Genomic DNA, 22691 nt, shown 5'->3' with positions numbered 1-22691 from the left:
TAGGGGGCAAAGATAAGAAAAAATTGACAATTAACAATTAATAATTAACAACTGACAATTAACAATTAATAGCTATGGATAACAACTCTTAGCTCTACACGTCGTGCTTCGGCAGGTGTAACCTGTGGGTCTATTCCTTTAAAAGCAGTTAGTATACGTTCGCTACTTATTCCTTTAGCTTTTAATATTTGAGCTACATTTACAGCACGTTGCATCGACAATACATTGTTATATGCAACACTTCCTACCTCACTTGCGTACCCTTCTAAGAGTATTGATAACTCGGGATGTGTTTTTAGCATTGTTACCATCTCATCTATAGTAATAGGGTCGTAACTTAAGGGCACAGACTTGTTATTAGCAAAATAAAGTACAGCTTTTTTATGTCCATACGCGGCTAATAATTGCTCCAATTCACTTCGTCTTTCAGCCGAAATTTGCATAGGTACTCCAGTAGCTGTCACATTTTGGACTACTATAGGAGTTTGAGATGCTGTTGTAGGTGTAACTGTTGTTGCACGTGCATTTTTTGTAGCTATTCCTACTCCTGTATTGGCAGCTAAAGCAGCTAAGAGCAATTGTTGCTGTTTGCGTAACTGATCTACACTTTTCGACAATTGTGCCACCTGTTGTGCGATAGCAGTAGTACTACTTGCTGTTTGAGATACTGCCATAGGAGCCACTGTAGTGTGAGGCATTACACGAGAGGTTGTAGTACTTGCGGTGCGAGGTATTGCAGTGTTACGTGCGATAGCAGTGTTGGTAGCTGTACGCGCAATAGCTGTATTAGTTGCCGTACGTGCTACTGCAGTATTACTTGCTGTTCCTGCTACTATTGTTGGGCTTTTGGTAGCAAATTTACTTTCTTCAGCTACTGCCGAAGTGTAAGGCATCTCTTTTTGTTTATATTTTACAGCCGATAGCATACTGTCCAACTCCTTATCTCTGAGATTAGTGAGTTCTGCTCTCCCTATTTGTTCTAATAAGTATTGCAGTTCATCTACGGTCATTACTATCTCTGTTTTTGTTTTATTAGGGGCTACTTGTGCATACATACTATGTACACACAATAATAGCACCCCTATAATGCAATAGATATACTTCATAGTTATTTTGATGCAGGTATTTCTATTTTCCCTTCTTGAATTTCACCTTTTGAATCTTGCATTTCCAAAAGAAGTTTTTCTAATCGGTCGATACGTTGTTCAGGACTTTTTACTTCTCCCTCTCTAATGCGTTTTACTACATCATTTATTAGCTGTTGTAGCTCTTCAGGAGTCATACGCACTAAGCGCACTTGCTCTGAGGCAGGATAAGGCAAACGCTCAGCTACATAGGTGTTTCTAAGATTTTCCCACTGTTGTTTTTCTTTTAACAAACGGTTAGCATTTGCAGTATCACCATTTTGGTAAGCCATTTGTAGTTGCTTTTCAGTGGCAGTTATCTGGCTGTTGTAGTAAGCTAAGTTTCGTTTTTCAGGAGAAATAGTAGATGCAACATTTGTTGTAGTTGTAGGGGTAGCAACCCAAACTTTATCAGCTTCAGCTGCACCTAATTCTTGTTCATACAATTCTTTTTCTACTGATTTAGCCAATTTAATTCTTACCCCTGCATTATAAAATACATTGCTTTGCAATTTATGTACTGAACTCAAGGCAGAAGATACATCTTCATTACGAGTAGTATACATCAAATTAGCTACCCCAAAAAGCTCAACACGTTTTCCTAAAGGTATTGCTAACCCTACACCTCCTTTGGCAAAAATACCTGAGGTATTGGTATTGCTAACTACCTTACCTACATAGTCATCACCTACTTTCATATAGCCCACACCTATTTGCAAATAAGGAACTACTCCTTTGGCTACATTCAATCGGGCTAAGAAATCTCCCCCATATATGGATAGTTTGTCAAACTCAGCAGAGAATTTCTCATCTTTCATAGCACGGTGATAGTAACCTCTAACACCTATGTACTCAGTGAAATCTACTCCCAATGCCAAACCTCCAAAGTAGGCATCGCGCAAATTGCTGTCTTCGTTGAAGTTTAAGTAACCCAAAGTAGGTTCTATCACTACTTTAAAACCTTTTAGACTTGTATATACTTGGTCTAACTCGGTTAATTCATTAGGATTGCGACCTCCTAAGTAAAGTTCTAAACCTGCACCTACACTCCAGAGCAAATGACTTTTATCTTCTACATTACTGTTTATCCAACTATTGTAAGCCGATGTGTTAGCTTCTGTTGGTTTATAAAGTATATTTCTAGAGTCTAATGAAAAGTGAGTAGCTTTAGCCTCTATATTCAAAGTAAGACGGCGGGCAAGATTAAATTTAGAACCTATTCCTAAACCAAAATATACTTGGTTTTGACTCAAATCATTAGCTTTGATAGTTTGCACACCTGAACCTAAAGTAACATAAGGCTGAAAAGAATAAGCCATTGGGATATTTCCTTTTAGCTCTCCACCCCAGCGATATACAGATACATCTTTAGCTTCAAATACATTGCTAATAGCAGCAGGAGCATCATAACCATCAAGAGTTGATTTCAACCCTATTGAATGCTTATAAGAGCCCAATAACTCTAAATTTCTACCAAAACCAAAACCTACATAACCCCCCGCCATAAAGCCATTGGTCACAGCTGTTTTCTTTGGCAACCATACATAATCAACAGTAGGTGCTACTGCAAAACTAATGTCCTTTACTTGTGCAACAGCCGAAACTGATAAAAGCACGAAAGCGCTAACGCTTAAAAAAGTTTTTCTCATTTCTTTTTAAATAATTTTTATAGTATGTTTTTTAGTTATAAAACCTAATTTTTAAATTTAGGTTAATTTTCAATTGCAAAAGTACAAACTAATTAGTTAATGAACAAATTTTCAAACTCTTAATTTGAAAAATATTTTGCTATTCAAAAAAAACTTTGTACTTTCGCAACCTAATTAATTTATTTCATCAAATCGCAATGAAAAAACTATTTATTTTGTCGTTAGCCTCTTTAGGCTTTGTAGCTTGTGGTGAACGAGCTGATTACATCGTGCTATCTGGTAAAATTGATAGCTATAACGGTCTGCCTCTCAAAATTACAGGAGGTGATTTCAAGTCCGATTTACATATCAATCAAGACGGGACTTTCCGCGATACTTTGAAAGTAGATACTAACTACTTCTATTACACTATTGGTAACCCTATGTACGGCGTTCAAGTGCCTGTTTATTTGGAAAAAGGAAAAGAAACAGCTGTGAATATCAACCTCAACAGCAATCCTATTGCAGCCACTTTCACTGGAGCTAATGTAGATATCAACAACTATTTACAAAAGAAAAACGCTCTTTACTTTCAAGTGCAAAACGGATTGGAAAAAACTTTCGCTCAAAAACCTGAAGACTTCAAAAAGAGTATCATAGCAATAGGGCAACAATACCTCAACCTCCTCAATGGAGAAAAAGAACTCTCTAAAAAATTCGTAACTACGGAAGCTAAAGCCATCAATTATGAATTGCTTTATATGAAAAGCCTTTACGAGGGCGCTCACCAAGAACTTACAGGTGAAAAAGTTAAACTACCTAAAGAAATAGCCGATGAATTAGGACGTATCAACTATGATCTTTCTCAAGACTTTGATGTCTATGCCTATTACAAAGCTTTAGTTATAAGCAACTTCTACGAAAAATACCAAAGTGCCAAAGAGAATGAAAATCCTTGGGATAAAGTCATCAAACACTTTGAAACTCTCAAATCTGAAAACATCAAAAAAAGCCTTTCACGCTCACTTATTAGTGGTATTTCAGTAGCAAATACTCCAGAAAACAACAAAAAACTCACTGAAATAGTAAAGGCTAATGTGAAAGATGCTGAAGGTGTTGCAGAAATTAACAAACGCTTGGCTAACCTCGAACGCCTAAAAGACGGCAATCCTTTTCCTGCTTTTGAAGCTCAAGATATACAAGGCAATACTGTTACTTCTGAAAGCCTCAAAGGTAAATTACTTTATATTGATATTTGGGCTACTTGGTGCTTACCTTGCCGTAAAGAAATACCTGCACTCAAAGCACTACAAGAAGAGTACAAAGATAAAGATATCACTTTCGTAAGTCTTTCTGTTGATGATGATAAAGAGGCTTGGAAAAATGCAGTAACCACTGAAAAATTAACTGGTGTACAATTGCACAAGAATGTACAAATGTCACCTGATTTTGCTGAAAACTATGACCTTACAGGTATTCCACGTTTTATCTTGGTAAGCAAAGACGGAAAACTTATTAGCATCAATGCTCCTCGTCCTTCTGAAGCTAAGATAAAAGAACTTATCAACGCTAATCTATAACAGAGACTTTTTTCATATTGATTGTAACTTTGCTAAGGCTATAAAGGCTTTAGCAAAGTTTTTTTCTGATTAACTCATTGACAAATTAACTATGGCTCAATCTCTTATTTTTGAAGAATACGACCTCCCTAATGGGTTACACGTGATTCTTCACCCTAACAACGCTGCCCCCGTAGTAACTATAGGGGTAATGTACCACGTAGGTGCTAAAGACGAAGACCCTACTCGCACTGGCTTTGCCCACTTTTTTGAACACCTCCTCTTTGAAGGTTCTCAAAATATCGCACGTGGCAAATGGTTTGATATTGTATCGGCAAATGGCGGGCATAACAATGCTTTTACTACGCAGGATAAAACGTATTATTACGAAGTTTTCCCTTCTAATAACCTGCAATTAGGCTTGTGGATGGAAGCTGAACGTATGTTGCACCCTGTTATCAATGAGATTGGAGTAAGTACTCAAAATTCAGTGGTAAAAGAAGAGAAAAACCAACGTATAGACAACGCTCCTTACGGCAGAATAATGTATCGCTCAGCTATCAATCCTTACCTTTTTAAAAAACACCCCTACTCTAGCACAGTGATTGGTGAAGTAGAACATTTAGATGCTGCCAGCTTAGAAGAATTCATCGCTTTCAAAAAGAAATTCTACAATCCTAACAATGCGGTATTAGTAGTAGCTGGCGATTTTGATACCCCAACTACTAAAGAATGGATAGAGCAATACTTTGCAACGATTCCTAATACGGGTAATGTGATACAACGCAACAAAATAGAAGAAGCTACTATCACTAAAACTATTGAGGTAACCGAATACGACCCTAACATCCAAATTCCTCTTAAACTATATGCCTATCGCACTCCTGCTATGACGGACAAAGATTCGTATACTATTGACTTGCTTTCTAATATCCTTACCGATGGTAAAAGTGCTCGCCTCTACAAAAAAATGATTGACGAACATCAAACTGCTTTACAGGTATTAGCATTTTCGGATGCTCAAGAAGATTATGGCGTTTATATAATGGGAGCGCTCCCTATGGACGGTGTGAGTTTGGAAACTTTAGCACAAGAAATGGACGAAGAAATTACAAGACTACAAACAGAACTCATCAGTGAGCGAGAATATGAAAAGTTACAAAACCAGATAGAGGCTAACTTTGTAGCTCAAAACAGCAATATGGAAGGAATTGCCCTCTCTTTAGCTGATAACTATACTTTCTATAAAGATACAAACCTCATCAACAAAGCAATAGACCACTACCGCGCTATTACTCGTGAAGATATTAGAGAGGCTGCTCGCAAGTATTTAGACAAAAACCAACGTTTAGACCTCAATTATTTACCTTCAGTTCAATAAGTAAACAAAAATGACACATATAGACCGCTCTATACAACCTACCCCGGGAGCTGCTCCTATTATCAATTTAGGAACTCCTATTACACATAGTCTTCCGAACGGACTTACGCTATTGATAGTAGAAAACCACCAACTCCCTCAAGTAGGCATCCGTCTCTCTTTAGACGAATGTCCAGAATTAGAAAAAGAAAAAAAGGGAATTTCCGACCTTATTTCACTAATGGCGGGCAATGGGTCTACCTCTATCAATAAAGACGATTTTAACGAGGAAATAGACTATCTCGCTGCAACACTCTCTATCGCTCCTAATGGCGCTTATGCTCAAGTACTCTCTAAATATTTTCCGCGAGTATTAGCACTCATTGCCGATGCTGCCCTGCACCCTAACTTCACTGAGGAGGATATGGAAAAAGAAAAAGCACGCATTATCCAAAGTATCCGTGCTAACGAAAGCAATGCTGAAGTGATTATGAAACGCGTACGGCAAACCTTGCGCTACACTACGGCTCACCCTTACGGCGAATACATTACTGAAACCCAGATTGCTGCCCTCACCTTAGACGATGTAACCAACTATTACCGCAAGCGTTTTGTGCCTAACAATGCCTATTTAGTAGTTACAGGTGATGTAAATCCCGAAGAGGTAATTACTTTAGTAAACGAACATTTCGCTGATTGGCAACCTTATTCAGAAGAAACTCCTGCCTTATATATCCCTGAGAATGTGAGTGAAACACAAATCAACTTTATAGATTTGCCCAGCGCAGTACAATCGGAAATACAAGTTACAAACCTCATCGACCTCAAGATGTCTCACCCTGATTACTTCCCTCTATTAGTAGCCAATAGTATTTTAGGTGGAGATTTTGGTAGTTATATCAATATGAATTTGCGCGAAGAACACGGCTATACTTATGGTGCTTTTTCTACTTTTAAAACTGATAAATGGACAAAAGGCAGTTTCAGTATCAAGACTAAAGTAGGCAATGCCGTAACAGCTCCTGCCATTGTTGAGATACTCAAAGAAGTAAAACGCATACAAACTACTATAGTGAGTGAAGAGAAGTTAGCGCAAGCTAAAGCACAGTATTTAGGTCAGTTTGTATTAGCTACTGAGCGTCCGCAGACGATTGCCAATTACGCTATCAATATAAAAGTGCGCAACCTACCCGAAGATTTTTACAAGAACTATATCGCCAAGATTAATGCAGTAACCAAAGAAGACGTACAGAGAGTTGCTAATAGTTATTTTCTATTAAAAAACTTCAGAATCATCATCGTAGGCAAAGGTAGTGACATAGCTGATGAACTTAAAAATATCAACTTCGATGGAAAGAAAATCCCTATGAAGGAGTTTGATAGTTATGGAAATGAGAAGTGAGAAGTGAGAAGTAAAAAGTAAAAAAGGCTTTGCTATGAGTTTGCAAAGCCTTTTTTTATTTCTTATCCTTAAAACTGGAAGTATATAAAAGGTTGTGCCCCGCTGGAAGCAGTAGCATACACTACCCAGAAAGTGAGCGCCACTATCACTGCTTTGAAAAGTATAGGCATACTACCAAAGAAATTCTTCAGTTGATCGTTCATATTTTGAGGAAAGAAATGCCATACAAAGCCTATTGCCATTAGTAGAAATACATTTCTATAACCCTCAATAATAGTTTGCCACTTGTGCCAATCAAATTGCAGATCAGCAATATTATTCATCACTGTAAGGGCAATATCAAAGTCTTTTGCTCTAAAAAATATCCAACAGAAAGCCACAAAGTGAAAGGTTATTATCACAAATATTACATTGGCAGTACTACTGAAGAAACCTTTCTTCTCATCTTCTTTTTTAGCAGGGAAAAAGTCCATAAAAGTTTTATGCACAGCCAAGGCAAGTCCGTGAAGAGCTCCCCAAATGATAAAACGCAAATTAGCCCCGTGCCATAATCCTCCTAAGAGCATTGTTGTCATTTGGTTGAAATGGCTACGTACTGATTTTTTTCTATCTTTAGCTACTACTATAGCTAATACAAATACTATTATCGCCCCTGCTACAATGTAAAGCGGTATAGGAGTGGTATCGTACATTTTTACTGCCCAAAATAGTGTAGCCCCAAAAAACAAAGTAGGGAAAAAGTAACCCCAGAAAGTACCTCGTCTGTTTCCTCCTACCGAGAAATACAAATAGTCTTTCAACCACGTTGAAAGTGAGATATGCCAACGTCGCCAAAATTCGGTAATATTTTTAGATTGGTAAGGCGTACGGAAGTTTATAGGCAACGTAAAGCCCATCAGTAGGGCTAAGCCTATCGCCATATCGGAATAACCTGAAAAATCACAATAAATTTGCAATGAATAGCCGTAGACTGCCATTAAGTTTTCAAAAGGAGTATAACTATTAGGAGCCTCGAATACCCTATCTACAAAGTTTAGTGAAATATAATCGGAAATCACAGCTTTTTTGAGCAATCCTCCTATGATAAGGAAAAGAGCCAATGAGGTTTCTTCTTTAGTGAGAGTGAGCTTTTTGTATATTTGCGGAATAAAATCTTTTGCTCTTACAATAGGCCCTGCTACCAACTGAGGGAAGAAACACACGAAGAAAGCAAAGTCTAAAAAGCTCTTAGCAGGTTCTATTTCACGGCGATATACATCAATTGTGTAACTCATCGTTTGGAAAGTATAGAATGAGATACCCACTGGCAATATGATATCCATCAATGCAAAATTGCTTTGGAAAATAGCGTTAAAACTATCGATAAGGAAGTTCGTATATTTAAAATAGAACAATATCCCCAAATTGGTTATCATACTCACTGCCAAGAAGAATTTTCGCGCAGCAGGTTTTTGGGCTTTGTAAATCTGTCCAGCAAAAAAATAGTCTAATACCGAAGAGAGTATTAGTAGTACAAAGTAATTACCACCTGCTTTATAATAAAAAAACAGTGAAAATAAGGTAACATATACCGTACGGAAATGGACGTGTTTTTTAGTGATGATATACACTAAATAAAACACCAAAAATAGCCCCAAAAACAGACTGCTATTAAATAGTAGAGGGTGATTGGGGTTATAGGTAAACCATTGTTTTACTTGTTCAGTTGTGAAGCTAAAATTATCGGTAAACCACTGGGCTAATGCTGCTGTATTCAATTTAAAATGGGTTTTAAAGAGTGTTTGGATTGTTTTTTGTAGTTTAAGTAATTACTCATAAAAGCATCGAAGAAAAGCTCACCTTGTTCTAAGTAACCATCTCTGGTATAATGTACGCGATCACCGGCGATAAGTTTTTGTTGTATAAATCTACTCATTGCTTCATTACCACCTAAGGCACGATAGAGGTCGAACACGCTATAATTATCCTTTACAGCGTTGTCTATCAGTGTATCGGCGTATTCTACGCACAATGAGGTGGTACTTTTTCTTCTATACAAAAAAGGAGGAGGAGTTGTGAGTATGATAGGACAGTTGCCGTACTGAGTGCGTATAGTATTAATAAATTTCATCACCTCGGCATCGTATCTTTCTGGGGCAAGCCTACCATAAGCTTCATTAGTACCTAAGGAAATCACTATCAAATCGGGTTCGAGAGCACTTATCTGTTCAAAGAACAAATCGGATTTGTTGTAATCGGAAAAATGGGCTCCATTTACGCCTATTGTATGATAAATAATCCCTTTTTGGTCATTTTCGAGTACTATGCCATTAAGCGTAAACGAACTGCTTTCGGTATTAGGGGTTAAGTATATTTTATCAGAAACATTCAGATTGTCGTAAGCATAGTAGTTGTAAAGCGAATTGGCCTTGAGGATAGTTGCATTGCTCATATCCACTTTAGTTGCAGGGGCGGGAGCAGGTACAGTACCTGCAATTCCTTTAGCAGAAGCGATGTGTAACACCTGTCCTATACGGATATTACTCCCTTTCAAATGATTGTTTTTCTGCAATAGAGCCACCGTAGTGTGGTATTGTTTAGCAATGCCATAGAGGGTTTCGCCTTGAGTTACCTTATGTGAAATCATCTTAGGAACTGAAGGCTTTAAAGGAGCGGTTACCTTGCCTACATTGGTTGCTAACTCAAACTGACGTTGGTTTTTAGGGGTGATAATTTTAAGGGTATTAAAAGCGTAATCTTTATTTTTTAGGTTTAGTTCTATCACAAAATTTTTCTTATCGGTAGAAAGGGCATAGCCTGTGATTCCTGCCAATGGTGAAGATGTATTTTTCTGAGCTTCCCAAGAGATATTAGAAGTAAAACTCACATTGTGCCCACCGTTAGTACGGATAAGAGAGTATGGAAAGACCAAGCCTAATCCTGCATTGCCAAAACTTTCTTGCAAACGCTGTCTCATCACATTGGGCATCACATCGGCTTGGATGTGTGAGTCGCCTATGTGGACGATATTCAGTTTGCGGTTTTTAGATTTTTCTAAAGTAGCCAATTTTTCAAAAAAAGGAGTTAGCACCGAAGTGTTGTACATATTGTTGTACTCTTTCGGGGCATTGTTTTTGGCATAAACTGAGAGAGTATCTTTGGCAGCCAAAGGGGGGAAAACATTTTTTGCTGAGGTATAGTTAGCTCTTAAATAGAGTGTTACTCCCAATAGCATACAGCTCCCCATTATGATTTTCTTTACCAATTGTTTCTTTTTCATTATAATTGTGTCTTTTTAGTGTGTTATTAGTGTTTTTTTAGTATTACAGCTCGTACAAATCGGAGCTTTTAGGTTTTACTGAATCTTTATGTTGTGCTGCTGGTGCTTGTTGTACAGGATGTGCTGGTTGTTGTCGTGCTGGTTGTTGTCGTGCTGGTTGTTGTCGTGCTGGTTGTTGTCGTGCTGGTTGTTGTCGTGCTGGTGCCGCGGGCTGTACAGTACGTGTAGCTGTCGCAGTAGTGGCAGTAGCAGTGGTTGTTGTGGTTGGTCGCACTTCTTGTATTTCTTTTATTTTTTCACCAAAAACATCGGCTTTCTGACTGTTATGTGGGTCTTTGTAATGTTCATATTCCTCCATCAATTTATTATACAACAAATGAGCAACCTTTTTAGCTCCTCTTGCATTGAAGTGAGTATAATCCTTGCTTGCAAGTGAAGGATTGGCTTCTACCCATTGTTTCATAGAACCTTTTCCTCCCATCAATTCGTACAAATTGATAAAACCAGAATGAGTATTACGCGCGTATTTGTGTTGCGCATTTGCCAAAGGTACTACCGCTTTATCAGTTTGCATTTCCATATTCACCTTAGTTGATTTATCGGCGGTTGAGATGATAAGAATAGAGGTATTAGGAAAACAAGCGCGTATTTGATTTACTACTTTGGTCATTCCCCTTTCGTACCACGAATAATCTAAAGTGCCATAGTTGAGCACATTAGCACCAAAGTGCAACACGATGAGGTCATATCCACCAAGTGCGTCATCAAATCGGTTCATCAAATCTACATTGAAAAGGGAAATAGGTAAACCTGAATTACCACGACTTGAAAAGTTATCAACATACACTCCTTGTCGTTCTCCTGAGCTTACTCCATAAATAGGAATACTATCCGATTTGTAAAAAGTAATGCGTACTGCTTTGGTGTTATGCCCTTCGGTGAGAGGTAGGGCATTCAGTAGTTTATCGGTAGTTAGCGATTTTACCACCTTCACAGTATCATAGGTAATTTCAACTTTAGCTTCCTTGTTGCCCGATGAACCATAATAGAGTACAGGGGCATATAGTTGACTGATATGTTTTTGGTTAGATGATTTATACTGCACCCAAGTGCCATTGCCTTGAGTAAAAAACACTTGTCCGCACACTCCAAAAGGACGTTTGGGGCGTTTTACATTCACATACGACTGTGTTTTCCAAGTATTAGAATAAGAATGCCATACACTTCCGCGAGATTTAGCCGACTCGGAAGCGATGGGCAAAAATCCAATTCCTTGTCCGCCAAAAGCATCTTGAAAGAGGGCTCTTAAATCCTGTACGATTAAGTCACCGTCGGTCATTGAATCGCCGTAGTAGCCTATTCTTATCTTTCCTTTTTTAGTAGTTTCGAGTTCGTATAATTTTTTAAAAAAAGCAAAGAGATACTCATCGGATTTTTTCAATCTCTTAGCAGTAGCCATTGAATCGTTTGCCTGACTGAGCACTTTATCGATTTCCTTACCCGATATAGCTTCTAACATTAAGCTATCTACCACTACATTATCCATTGCTTTGACTTCAGGAAATATGCGTGCTGGCAAAAACTCCTTAAAGCCTATAAAGATGACCGTAGCCAGCAAAACAATAAAAAACGATTGTTTAAAATATGATGTGTTCACAAAATGGTACTTAGTTTTCTTTCAGGGGGCAAAATTACAAAATAATTGTGAACTATGTATCACTATTGAAAAAAAAGTATTACTTTTGCGTACATTAATTTTAGTAAATATGATTGATTACTATAAAACATTAGGAGTAGAAAAAACTGCTACTCAAGAAGAAATAAAGAAAGCTTACCGCAAATTAGCGCGCAAATATCACCCCGATATGAACCCTAACGACAAGACGGCAGAGCAAAAATTCAAAGAAATTAACGAAGCTAATGAGGTGCTCAGTAATCCTGAAAACCGTGCTAAATACGACAAGTACGGAGAACATTGGCAATATGGCGAGGAGTACGAAAAAGCTCAGCAACAGCAACGCGCTCGCGGTGGAGGCTTTGGCGGGTTCGGAGGTTTTGAAGGTTTTGAGGGCTTTAGCGGAGGCAATTACTCTAATGAAGATTATTCCGATTTCTTTAAAGATATGTTTGGCGGACGTGCGGGTGGCTTTGGCAGAGGTTATAGTAGCGCTTCAGGTAAATTCAAGGGGCAAGACCTCTATGCCGATATGTCCCTCCCTTTGCGCGAAGTGGCTACCACTCAGCAACGCACCTTTACTGTAAATGGCAAAAACATACGTATTACTGTGCCAGCAGGAGTATATGAAGGTTTACAAATCAAACTCAAAGGTCACGGACAAGAGGGCTATAACGGAGGTCCTAATGGCGATTTGTACATTACTTTCCACATAGAACCCGACGCTCAATTTGAACGCAATGGTAACGACCTGAAAACAACCGTAAATATTGACCTCTACACTGCTATGTTAGGCGGAGAGGTGCAAATAGATACTTTAAGTGGCAAGGTAAAAATGAAAGTAGCCCCTGAAACCCAAAACGGTACTACGGTGCGACTCAAAGGTAAAGGATTCCCCGTATATAAACAAAAAGACAGCTTTGGCGACCTCTTTGTTACTTACCAAGTGCAGTTGCCTAAGCACCTCACTGAGAAACAAAAAGAATTATTTGAACAACTTAAAAATTCATAGTTATGGAAGAGAGAATATCAAGAGAAGACATCGTTCGTTTATACAATATAGAAGTCACTTTTTTCGACGATTTAGCCTCCAGCGGGCTCATACAAACGGAGGTCATCAACAACACTACTTACCTTCATTATGACCAACTTTCGGATTTTGAACGCTTTACAAATTGGCATTACGACCTTGAAGTGAATATGGCAGGGTTGGAAATCATTCATCACTTGTTACAACAGATTGAAGAACTCAGAGGAGTAAAATTTGAATTAGCAAATTAACAAATTTTCAGAATTGCATTCTTACGCTCAAACCATAGCTTCTTACAAGTGGTAGTGAGGTATATTTTGGGCTATCAATATCATAAGTAGCTATTAACGACATACTAAGGTCATTCAAGCCTTTCATCTCAAATTTTCCCTTAAAATGATAAGTAAGGGCGGCTTCTTGCAAGCACACTTTCTTACCTGAGCGGGCTTTAAACAAGAAATTTAAATCAAAATCATTATAGTTCATTTTTCCACGCCAACCTAATTGTGTATGAGGATAGGTAGCTGCAACAAGTTGGGTCTCCCAATAGAATCCTGGAGTTTTAGGGTAAGGATTGGGTTTTTCGCTAATGTAGCCTAAAACAAGTTCTACACCTTGTTTATTGATTTGATTGCGATAAAAAGTAACCCCAGCAGAGAGACAATCAAACAACCATTTGCTATCTAAACCTATCTCATAACACATAGAGCGTTCTGACTGCCAATCGTAAGGGTCTGTTATTGGGGTATAACCAGCACGCAATTTAGCATAACCTAATGTTCTTTCATTCATATCTAAGAATTGATGCAAGAGCATTGCTATACTTACTGAGGGAGTGAATAGGAGTTTATTATTGTCATAAATATGATTTAAATATTTTTCAGTACGTCCTGAAAGAGTAAGAAACACTTTAGATTGCCAATCCACTTCGGTTACTGCAAAAGCAGCTTGGGTGTTATTTTCTTCGTACAAAGCCCCTAAATGACTCTCTAAGTTGAAATTGGTTGAGAGTTTTTTGCTATAGCCTAAGATGACATCAGCGTATTGTTGTTTATAAGTGGAGTGTGCTGTAATAAAATTGTTATCCATACGGAAATGCCCAGTGAAGGATAAACCTCTACCTACTACATAATTTGCCTTAGCTAAAAACATATAGCGGTCTTTCATTTCAGTGTATTGATTGTGATAACCGCTTGGAGTGCGCTCATACTGATGGATATAATTAGCTGAAAGATCTATGTTCAATTTATCATTCAACAAAGAAGTTGCATTGTGTAAATAGCTATTATAGCGATTATAGGAGTCGTTAGGCACAATACTTGTTGATTCTAAAGAAGCTAAAGAAGCATATATTCTATTTTTTGCTCCTTTCTTAAAGTTTTGTCCTCCTGAAAAACTCACTGCATTTTGGTATACATATCCCGTTCTATAAATATCTTCTGAAGAAAGTGGTTTTAACAACTCGGCTGATGAAGAGAAATTGACATTCAGTTTCTTACTTGTAGATTTTTTAGTGCGAATAAGTACTACTCCATTAGCTGCTGATGCTCCATAAATAGCCGCAGCTTGAGTACCTGACAAAACAGTAAGACTCCTTATATCCTCAGGGTTGAGATCAGAGGGATTGTCTATAGGTACCCCATCTACTATATAACGCACTTTGTTACCTCCTCTTATCTCTAAGGCTTCGTGTTGTAGCTGTATCCCTGCAATCCTACCTTCAAGACTATTGAGAAAATTCATCTGTTTTACTTCTGTAAGTTCTTGTTCTCCTATAGATTGTTGCGGGTAAGTAAATGTTTCTTCCTCTTTCCTTCGTTCGAGTGAAGTGTAGAAAAGTATGCTCATAGGTCCATAACAAACTGTTCCCACACTTTCTTCTTCTAAAACAATTTTAAAGTGTTTTTTCTTAGCTTTACCTTCTATTTTTTTGTATTGTTTTTCATATCCCATAAAGGCAATTTCAAGTACATCACCTTCTTTTGCTTGGAGCTGAAATTTACCGTCTAAATCTGTCATCACCACTTGTGGAGGTTCTGTAGGTGGAGAAGTTTTTACAACTATTGGAACAAAAGAAATTGGATTTCTTTCTTTTGCATCTATCACACGCCCAGTGATATTTTTCACTTGGGCGTGTAAAGTTGCTCCTAATAGAAAAAGCAAAAGTAAGAGGTGATGTTTGTTCAGTTTCATTGTCAATTTTCTGGTGGAAATCTATAACCATTGCCAGTAGCACTATCAAAAGAAGCTCCTGAGGGCAGGCTGATTATAGGCATTCCATAAGACGACCAATCCCAGAGCCCTGTTTCGTCGTCGGTTACCTCTTTGGTATTAAAATCTATTTTTTTGCCGTTGAGAGGCAAATAAAGTTGTAAATCTTTGTTAGTAGGTAAAGTATGCCATAGGTTAGCTTTAAGTTCTTGTTGAGTAAGAGCTCTTCGCCAAAAGCGTAACTCTCTCAAGCGCTGGTTACTACCTGCTATATAGAGATTTCTAAGTTGTACAGCTCCTCCTTGTAACAATTGGGTAGCGACAGTTTTGCCATTTACAAAAGCACGCAAAGTGTTACCATCATAAGTAAACGATAGAGCATACCACTTGTTTACTTGAGGAGCAAAAGCTGTTGTAGGGATTTCGAGAGCAGTAACAGCATTCAGTTGTACTTGTAATTGTCTGTTTTTAAATGCTACTTCTAATGGATTTGCTGTATTTTTATTGAGACCTATGATGGGTACTTCACCAGTAAGACTTTCCACATACACTGTAGTTTCAAAACTCCACTGCTCAAAAACATTACTTGAAGAAAGAATTTCGGTAGAAGTTACCGAAGTTGTGCCCATTTTTAACACTTTACTATATCTGTTAGGACGAATCACCAACAGCAAATGTTCTTGTCCTTCAATTGCTTGTATGCTTTTTCTATTCACAATTTGCAAGGGAAGGGCATACACTTCATCATCATCGAAAATGAGATTTTTTATAGTAATTTTTATAGGAGTTTCTCTTTCACCTTTGCCAAAGACAATAATTTCATCAACTTTGTATTTATCAGCAGGCAACAATTTATAATTTACGCCATAGCGTTCATTATAATCAGCGAGATATTGCGCATCCCCTGTAAGGAGATCTGCAAATAGGTTTTTCTCAGCCGGATAGATGAGTTGAGCTTTTACGTTTTCTAAGTTGTTTTCTTGGTATTCTTGCACAAATACCTCTTGCGATTTATTGCCTACAAAATAAACCTTTTGGTCAATATTAGGATGGGCAATTTTTTCGGTAGTTTCATCTTTACAAGCTACTATTGAGAGTAAGCTAAGTATTAAAAATATTTTTTTCATCATTATAGAATTTTAGAATTGCATTTTTACATTTAATCCGTAACTTCTTACGGAAGGCAACATAAATTTATCATAACCGCTGCCATAAGTACCTACTGAAGGCACTATTTCGGGGTCGAATGGTGCTTTGTTATAGAGCATTAGCAGGTTGCTACCTACTAACGACACACTGAGATCTTTCAATCCTTTCACAATAAAACCTTCTCTAAAGTGATAGGTAAGAGCAGCTTCTTGCAAGCGAATATTAGTAGCCGAATATTGATAATCGGTAGCAGTTCTATTAGCTACAAAAAGAACATAGTTAGCACCGCGATTAGCTGCAGAGGCTTTAGAAACCCCATAACGATCGAAATAACGTTCTGTTTCTGAAAGAACTATCCCACCTAAACGCGCTTTGAACAAGAAATCTAAATCAAAATTTTTGTAGCTCAATTTTCCTTTCCAGCCTAAGAGCCAATCAGGGTTTGTAGAGCCTAATTTATTGCCATTAGCATCGTATATATCGCCTATTTCACCTCCTTCACGCAAGGTGTACATACCATTGGTAATCTCACGAGGTAGGCTCAGTATCTTATTTTTATTAGTAGAAGCAATGATTTGAGTTTCACCTTTCAATGCTCTGTTATAAGTGTATCCAAGTGCTACTTCTACTCCTTGATTTTGTACCTCTCCCGCTTGTTGCCACAAAATGGGAACTAACTGATTGTTAGTACGGGTGTGATAGAATGTAGCATTCAATGAAAGATTGTTAAACCATCGGGTATCTAAACCTACTTCGTAAGAGGTGGTACGTTCTAATTGTAAATCAGCAGGGTAGTTAGGTAAAGTATACGAATCACCTATCCAAGCACGAGAAGTTTCGGCAACGCCTAACCCCGCATAGCTCATAGGGGCGGCTACTTGGCTGTAACCTCCACGCAATTTGGCATCTTTCAATATATCTTTATTTATATTTACAAAATTATATAACGGTATTGCTAATCCTATTGACGGACTGAAGACTGTACTTTCGCTTGTGTAAGGAAAATCGGATGGTTTATCAGCGCGACCTGAGAGAGTGAGGTATAATTTATTTTTCCAATCTATTTCAGCCATTGCAAAGAAAGCAGTATTGCTTCTTTTTCCCCATAACGGGTGAAAAATCGCCGTAGGAGCTGCAATATTGCTTTGAGTGAAATTGTTTACATTTGTCAGATTTCCTCTATAACCATCTACTTGAGTGTCATAGCCTTCATAAGAAGCTCCGAGGTGAGCATCTAAATCCAAACCTAAAACCGTTTTATTATAATGAACGATAACATCGGCATATTGTTGTTTAAAGGTTTCTTTCCAATGAGCATAATAACCGTTAGCAGCCGCATAAGCAGGAAGTGTGGAAGCATAACGCTTGTCGTCCATAGTAGAAGAAGTATTATCCATACGGAAACGAGCTGCCACTTCTAGATTATCCATAATTTTGTAGTTCGCTTTAGCTGAAAACATATAGCGATTTTTAGTAGCAGGACGCAAATTGCGATAGGCAATCCAATAAGGATTTTGGATATTTTCTCCTAAATTAGCAGGAGTATCAGGAGTTCCGGAACCTGCTATCCAATACTGTTTATCATAACCTGCTACAGCATCATAACGCTCAAAATAACGCTCTTGAGCAAATTGTTCACCTCTTGGATATAAATATAAACCTACTATAGGGTTGAAAGCAATGCCCGAAGCAACCTGATTGCGCTCATACTGACGGATATAGTTACCTGAAAGATCTATATTCAACTTCTTTTTTAACAGAGAAGTACTATTTTGTAAATAAGCGTTGTAACGGTTATATACGCTATTAGGCACTATCCCTCCTGACTGCAAAGATGCTACTGAAGCATACGTTTTATTATTGCCACCTTCAAAATTAAATCCACCTGAAACATTTAGTGAATTTTGGTATATGTGACCTGTTCTATAAAAATCATTGATATTGAAATCAGTACCCTTAGGTAAGGCTCGAGTAGAGAGAGAAGTGTATTGTCCTAACTCATTGCCATAGGTTTCTTGGAACTCAGGTTTTGTTAGTTTATTTACAAATTCTACTGAGGAAGACAAGTTTATATTGAGTTGATTGTCATTAGCCTTCTTAGTGCGAATGAGTAGTACCCCATTAGCAGCCGATGCTCCGTAGAGGGCAGTAGCTTGTGCCCCTTGTAGTACTACTACCTCTGCAATGTCTTCAGGATTGAGGTCGGATATACCTTCGCTGGTATCTCTGCCATTGCCTCCAAACCCTCTTTCAGCTTGATTAACTATAGGCATTCCATCCACCACATAAAGCACATTGTTATCACCAAAAAGTGAGCGAGCCCCGCGCATAGTAGCTTTAGTAGCCCCTCCTATACCCGTCGCATTACGCTGGATATGCAAACCCGCAACCCTACCATCAAGGCTATTCACAAAATTTGCTTGTTTGACTTGAGTGAGGTCTTTGCTTGATACAGCTTGTTGTAGATAGGTTAAACGATATGGGACTTTTTGGATCCCCAAAGCCATAGTTTTTGGAGGAATAGTAATAAAAGGGAGGATACAAAGGCCTATTTTTTCCTCTTTTAAAACCACCCTAAAATTGATAGTTTTATTTTTACCCTCTACTTTTCTTTTTTGGGTTTCATAGCCTAAAAAACTAAACTCAAGTATATCACCTACTCTGGCTTTGAGTTCAAATTTACCATCAATATCTGTTGAAACACTTTTAGGATTTTTTGATGAATTTGTGTTTTTAATAATTACTTCAACTGATGGCAGAGGCTCATTGTTCTCGTCGAAAACTTCCCCAGTAATGGTTTTCATTTGAGCTTGGAGGGCTCCTGAAGTTAGGAGCAACAGGGTTAAAAGAAGTTGTATTTTCTGTTTCATAGCGATATATTTATAAATATACCCCGCAAAAATAATACTTCTTAGTTAAAAATACAAAATTTTTATATTTTTTTAACGTTTAAAAATGAATTTTGAGCATCAAACCTGTGTTTTTGGGTGTAGAAGGAGGAGCAGAATAATAGAGCGACACATTGAGAAAATAGGCAACATCAAGCAAACCTCTTAAATTGTAACTAAGCGAAAGTTCTTGTAAGTGTAATTGTGTAGTGTCGGAAGTGAGTAGAGCTGTAAGTTGCCAATTATTATCACTCATATAGGTTTGCCACCCCAAACGCCAAGATGTTCCTATTTCTTTTTCGTTAAATGAAGTGATGAACTTGTTGCGCCAAGTATATTGTTTGTAGTAGTATACCCCTCCTATTCTCATTTCTGCTCCTTCAGTTTGTAAGCGATTGTTGAGTAAGGAAGTATCTTCTAATGAAGTGCGATATAGGGTAGCATCACAAAAGAAACTACCCCACCATTCAGTTTCAAATCCTATTTCATAAGAAGAATCTTCTCCCCAAGTATATGCCCCACGTAATTTACTATTAGTAAGTTTTTTATTTCTCTTTTTTTGTAATTTTTTAAAGATGTGATGTGGTAACACTGAAGCTCCTATCGTAGGTCGCCAATACAAGGCGTTCGCTGAGCTTACTGTAGGAAAATCACGCCTTGCCGAAAAATATAGATAGGCTTTCTCATCATATTCTAAAGAAGTAAGCCCAAAAACAGCTGTTTTATCTCTTTCATAAGAAGTTCCTAAATGAGAATGGAGTAAAAAACCATAATCTAAATAGCATAGATAATTGAGCAACACATCGGTATAATAAGAAAGTTTTTCAGAAGGCAAAGAACGATTGTCTAACCTAAAATGAGTCCCTACATTAAAATCACTCCCATTTCTATAAGTTAGTGCTCCTGAAAAAGCATAGAAATTTTCAGGAGCTACTAATGTTTGTTGATTTTGGTGAGAATACCCCCCTGAAAGATCTAAATTCAACCCCGCTCTACCGATATAACTATTATGGCGAGCAAAGAGTTGATAGCGTTCATAAGGTGAAAATTGATTTTCTCGCCCTGATTGCAAGGAAGTAGCTGATAGATAGGTTTGATGCTCATCATTATTACCCATATATAAACTAATTGCATTTTGTGCAATTGTTTTTCCGTTGCTATAAACGCCCGTAGCCGATGAAAAATTACGTTTTGCTTCCCAGTTTTTTCTTATTTTAGTAGTAATTACAACAGCTCCATTAGATGCCTCACCTCCGTACAAGGCAGCTGCCGAGGCACCAGGCAACACTTCTATTTGTTGTATATTTTGTGGGGTTAGATACGCAATATCATCAGCATTTTGGCTTATAGGAATACCATCAACTACATAAAGCACCTTCCCACCTCGGATTGTACTTGTACTTGCGTTGAAACTCAAGGCGCGTCCTTCCAAAACATCAGTCAATTGAACCGTAGGTAGCTCTCGATAATCTCTTGAATATATATTTTGTCCTTGATAAGGCAAGTTTTCCCAATATTCGCGAACACCAGGTGCTGCTGGAAACATCAATCGTGGAGCCCCTGGAATATCACAAAGCGTTTCAGTCTCTTCCTCTTTGAGAGTAATATTAATTTTTTTAGTATCTTCTTTGATAGTGCGTTCTATCTTTTCATAACCTAAAAAAGAAAATTCTAACACTTCACCTACAGACACTTCTATACTAAAATTCCCATCAAAATCGGCTACAGCTCCACGTTTAGTGCCTTTTACCCACACCGAAGCTCCAAACATAGGGATGTGCTCTTCATCTACTACTCTCCCTGTTACAGTAAGGGTTTGAGCCAATGAAGGTAAAGCAAAAAGCCCTAAAAAAGCAATTATAAGTATATTTTTTAGATTCATAGAGCAGAAATTTAAGGCAAAGATACAAAATAATTAGTAAATTTTAAAAATTAGAAAACTAGCAAATTAGTTTTTTTTTGCTATTTCAAAAAAATATTATACTTTTGCCTGATTTTTAGTTTATAAATAGAAAAAACAAGAATGGCTCGGTCTATTGATTCTTTTAACAAACGACGATTACTCACTTCCTATTTTTCGGTAATAGTGAGCATTACCTTAGTACTCTTCCTATTGGGATTCTTTGGTTTTTTAGTGTTCAGTACTAAAAAGTTAGCCAATCACTTCAAAGAACAAGTAACTGTTACTATCCTCATTAAAGACGAAGCTAAAAGTGCCGATATCGCTCAATTACAAAAAACACTCTCAGTAGCTTCATTTGTAAAATCATTGCGATTTATCTCCAAAGATGAAGCTGCTGAAACCTTTAGCAAGGACATAGGCGAAGATTTTGTGAGCTTCATTGGTACAAACCCCTTACAAAATGTTATCGACTTGAGCTTAAAAGCCGATTATGCTGAACCCGATAAAATGGCAGAAATAAAACGTGAATTAGAACAAAACTCTTTTGTATCGGAAGTAGTATACGATCAATCCCTCGTCGCTCTCATTCACGAGAACGTAAATAGAATAGGACTTATTACTTTAGTATTTAGCGCACTCTTCACCTTTGTATCGGTACTGCTCATCAATGCTTCTATTCGCCTATCTATCTACTCTAAACGTTTTATTATCAAAACAATGCAATTGGTAGGTGCCACCCGTAGTTTTATACGTCGCCCGTTTATCCGCACTAATGTACGCTTGGGTATTTTGAGCGCTTTTCTCGCTATACTGCTATTCTACGGGGCACTCTTAGCAATTGTAAAATCATACCCTGAGTTTTCTATATTATTAGACAACACGATATTATGTGTCGTTTTTATAGGAATTTTCGCTATGGGAATTCTCATCAGTTGGTTGAGCACTTATTTCGCTACACAACGATTCTTAAACTTAAACACAAACGATCTCTACTATTAAATAAACAACAGATATGAAACATCATTCAACTTCTATATTCGGAAAGAAAAACTATCTCATAATGGGAATAGGATTAGCGGTAATCGCTATTGGTTTTATACTGATGAGCGGTGGCGGAAGCGACAACCCCGCAGTATTTGATACGTCGATTTTTAATTTCAGACGCATTCACTTAGCCCCTGCTTTGGTGCTATTAGGCTTTGCTATTGAAATATATGCCATTTTAGTAAAACCTAACGAAGAAGAAAATACAAAAAAAAATGCATAAGGCTATGGTGATTGTGACTCTACAGCGCGAAAAGTGCATAGGATGTAACTATTGTGTAGAGATGGCACCAGAGCAGTTCCAAATGTCTAAAAAGGACGGCAAAAGTGTACTATTACGCTCTACCGAGAAAAAAGGTTTTTTTACACTCAAAAGTTATGACGATAGCATTTTTGAAGATTGTGAAAAAGCTCAAAAGGCTTGTCCTGTAAAGATTATAACTACTAAAAAAATATAAT

Annotated in this window: 17 protein-coding genes; 8 read left to right on the top strand and 9 right to left on the bottom strand. The window is 37.6% G+C overall.

Features of this window, described 5'->3' with window-relative positions:
* Positions 1-65: 65 nt before the first annotated feature.
* Together I7X29_RS00820 and I7X29_RS00815 are read right to left on the bottom strand one after the other, a co-directional pair.
* Complete coding sequence (locus tag I7X29_RS00820; protein ID WP_198472475.1) at positions 66-1106, bottom strand: OmpA family protein; 1041 nt, start codon at positions 1104-1106, stop codon at positions 66-68.
* Positions 1107-1108: 2 nt separating this feature from the next.
* Complete coding sequence (locus I7X29_RS00815) at positions 1109-2773, bottom strand: outer membrane beta-barrel protein (protein ID WP_198472474.1); 1665 nt, start codon at positions 2771-2773, stop codon at positions 1109-1111.
* 197 nt (positions 2774-2970) lie between these two features.
* Between I7X29_RS00815 and I7X29_RS00810 the strand changes: the two genes are divergently transcribed.
* From I7X29_RS00810 to I7X29_RS00800, 3 genes are all read left to right on the top strand, one after another.
* Positions 2971-4332 (top strand): TlpA family protein disulfide reductase, encoded by a 1362-nt coding sequence (locus tag I7X29_RS00810; RefSeq protein ID WP_198472473.1) that lies wholly within the window; start codon positions 2971-2973, stop codon positions 4330-4332.
* A 91-nt stretch (positions 4333-4423) separates the two neighbouring features.
* Positions 4424-5692, top strand: coding sequence for a M16 family metallopeptidase (locus I7X29_RS00805; RefSeq protein WP_198472472.1), 1269 nt, complete (start codon positions 4424-4426; stop codon positions 5690-5692).
* A gap of 10 nt (positions 5693-5702) precedes the next feature.
* Positions 5703-7073: a M16 family metallopeptidase gene (locus I7X29_RS00800; protein ID WP_198472471.1), complete on the top strand. Its 1371-nt coding sequence runs from the start codon at positions 5703-5705 to the stop codon at positions 7071-7073.
* Positions 7074-7141: 68 nt separating this feature from the next.
* On the opposite strand, the gene I7X29_RS00795 is transcribed toward I7X29_RS00800, so the two are convergent.
* Genes I7X29_RS00795 through I7X29_RS00785 form a run of 3 tightly spaced genes read right to left on the bottom strand, consistent with a single transcriptional unit; the run spans position 7142 to position 11989 of the window.
* Positions 7142-8830 (bottom strand): MBOAT family O-acyltransferase, encoded by a 1689-nt coding sequence (locus I7X29_RS00795; protein ID WP_198472470.1) that lies wholly within the window; start codon positions 8828-8830, stop codon positions 7142-7144.
* Complete coding sequence (locus I7X29_RS00790; protein WP_198472469.1) at positions 8827-10332, bottom strand: LysM peptidoglycan-binding domain-containing protein; 1506 nt, start codon at positions 10330-10332, stop codon at positions 8827-8829. Before I7X29_RS00790 ends, I7X29_RS00795 begins: the two co-directional genes overlap by 4 nt.
* Before the next feature lie 43 nt (positions 10333-10375).
* Positions 10376-11989, bottom strand: a complete 1614-nt coding sequence (locus I7X29_RS00785; protein WP_198472468.1) for a GDSL-type esterase/lipase family protein — start codon at positions 11987-11989, stop codon at positions 10376-10378.
* A gap of 109 nt (positions 11990-12098) precedes the next feature.
* On the opposite strand from I7X29_RS00785, the gene I7X29_RS00780 reads away from it, so the two are divergent.
* On the top strand, positions 12099-13019 hold the full coding sequence (locus I7X29_RS00780; RefSeq protein ID WP_088595317.1) for a DnaJ C-terminal domain-containing protein: 921 nt from the start codon (positions 12099-12101) through the stop codon (positions 13017-13019).
* A 2-nt stretch (positions 13020-13021) separates the two neighbouring features.
* Positions 13022-13288 (top strand): chaperone modulator CbpM, encoded by a 267-nt coding sequence (locus I7X29_RS00775; protein WP_009414023.1) that lies wholly within the window; start codon positions 13022-13024, stop codon positions 13286-13288.
* Positions 13289-13295: 7 nt separating this feature from the next.
* On the opposite strand, the gene I7X29_RS00770 is transcribed toward I7X29_RS00775, so the two are convergent.
* The 4 genes from I7X29_RS00770 to I7X29_RS00755 all read right to left on the bottom strand — a co-directional run bounded on the left by I7X29_RS00770 (position 13296) and on the right by I7X29_RS00755 (position 21167).
* On the bottom strand, positions 13296-15230 hold the full coding sequence (locus I7X29_RS00770) for a carboxypeptidase-like regulatory domain-containing protein (RefSeq protein ID WP_198472467.1): 1935 nt from the start codon (positions 15228-15230) through the stop codon (positions 13296-13298).
* Positions 15231-15232: 2 nt separating this feature from the next.
* Entirely contained in the window at positions 15233-16375 is a 1143-nt protein-coding gene (locus I7X29_RS00765; protein WP_198472466.1) for a BT_3987 domain-containing protein, read from the bottom strand.
* Positions 16376-16387: 12 nt separating this feature from the next.
* On the bottom strand, positions 16388-19267 hold the full coding sequence (locus I7X29_RS00760; RefSeq protein ID WP_198472465.1) for a SusC/RagA family TonB-linked outer membrane protein: 2880 nt from the start codon (positions 19265-19267) through the stop codon (positions 16388-16390).
* Between the two features lie 79 nt (positions 19268-19346).
* Entirely contained in the window at positions 19347-21167 is a 1821-nt protein-coding gene (locus I7X29_RS00755; RefSeq protein WP_198472464.1) for a carboxypeptidase-like regulatory domain-containing protein, read from the bottom strand.
* A gap of 141 nt (positions 21168-21308) precedes the next feature.
* Between I7X29_RS00755 and I7X29_RS00750 the strand changes: the two genes are divergently transcribed.
* From I7X29_RS00750 to I7X29_RS00740, 3 genes are read left to right on the top strand one after another with little or no spacing between them, the layout of a single operon-like run.
* The gene (locus I7X29_RS00750; protein WP_198472463.1) at positions 21309-22187 is read left to right on the top strand and encodes a cell division protein FtsX; all 879 of its coding nucleotides are present in this window, start codon (positions 21309-21311) and stop codon (positions 22185-22187) included.
* Between the two features lie 13 nt (positions 22188-22200).
* A complete protein-coding gene (locus tag I7X29_RS00745; protein ID WP_009414016.1) occupies positions 22201-22455 on the top strand; it encodes a DUF3098 domain-containing protein in 255 nt (84 codons plus the stop codon).
* A gap of 4 nt (positions 22456-22459) precedes the next feature.
* Entirely contained in the window at positions 22460-22690 is a 231-nt protein-coding gene (locus I7X29_RS00740) for a ferredoxin (protein ID WP_002680813.1), read from the top strand.
* Position 22691: the final 1 nt, after the last annotated feature.

The organism is Capnocytophaga periodontitidis (genome assembly GCF_016126015.1).
Taxonomy (GTDB): Bacteria; Bacteroidota; Bacteroidia; order Flavobacteriales; family Flavobacteriaceae; genus Capnocytophaga; species Capnocytophaga periodontitidis.
This window is presented reverse-complemented; position numbering and strand designations above follow the sequence as displayed.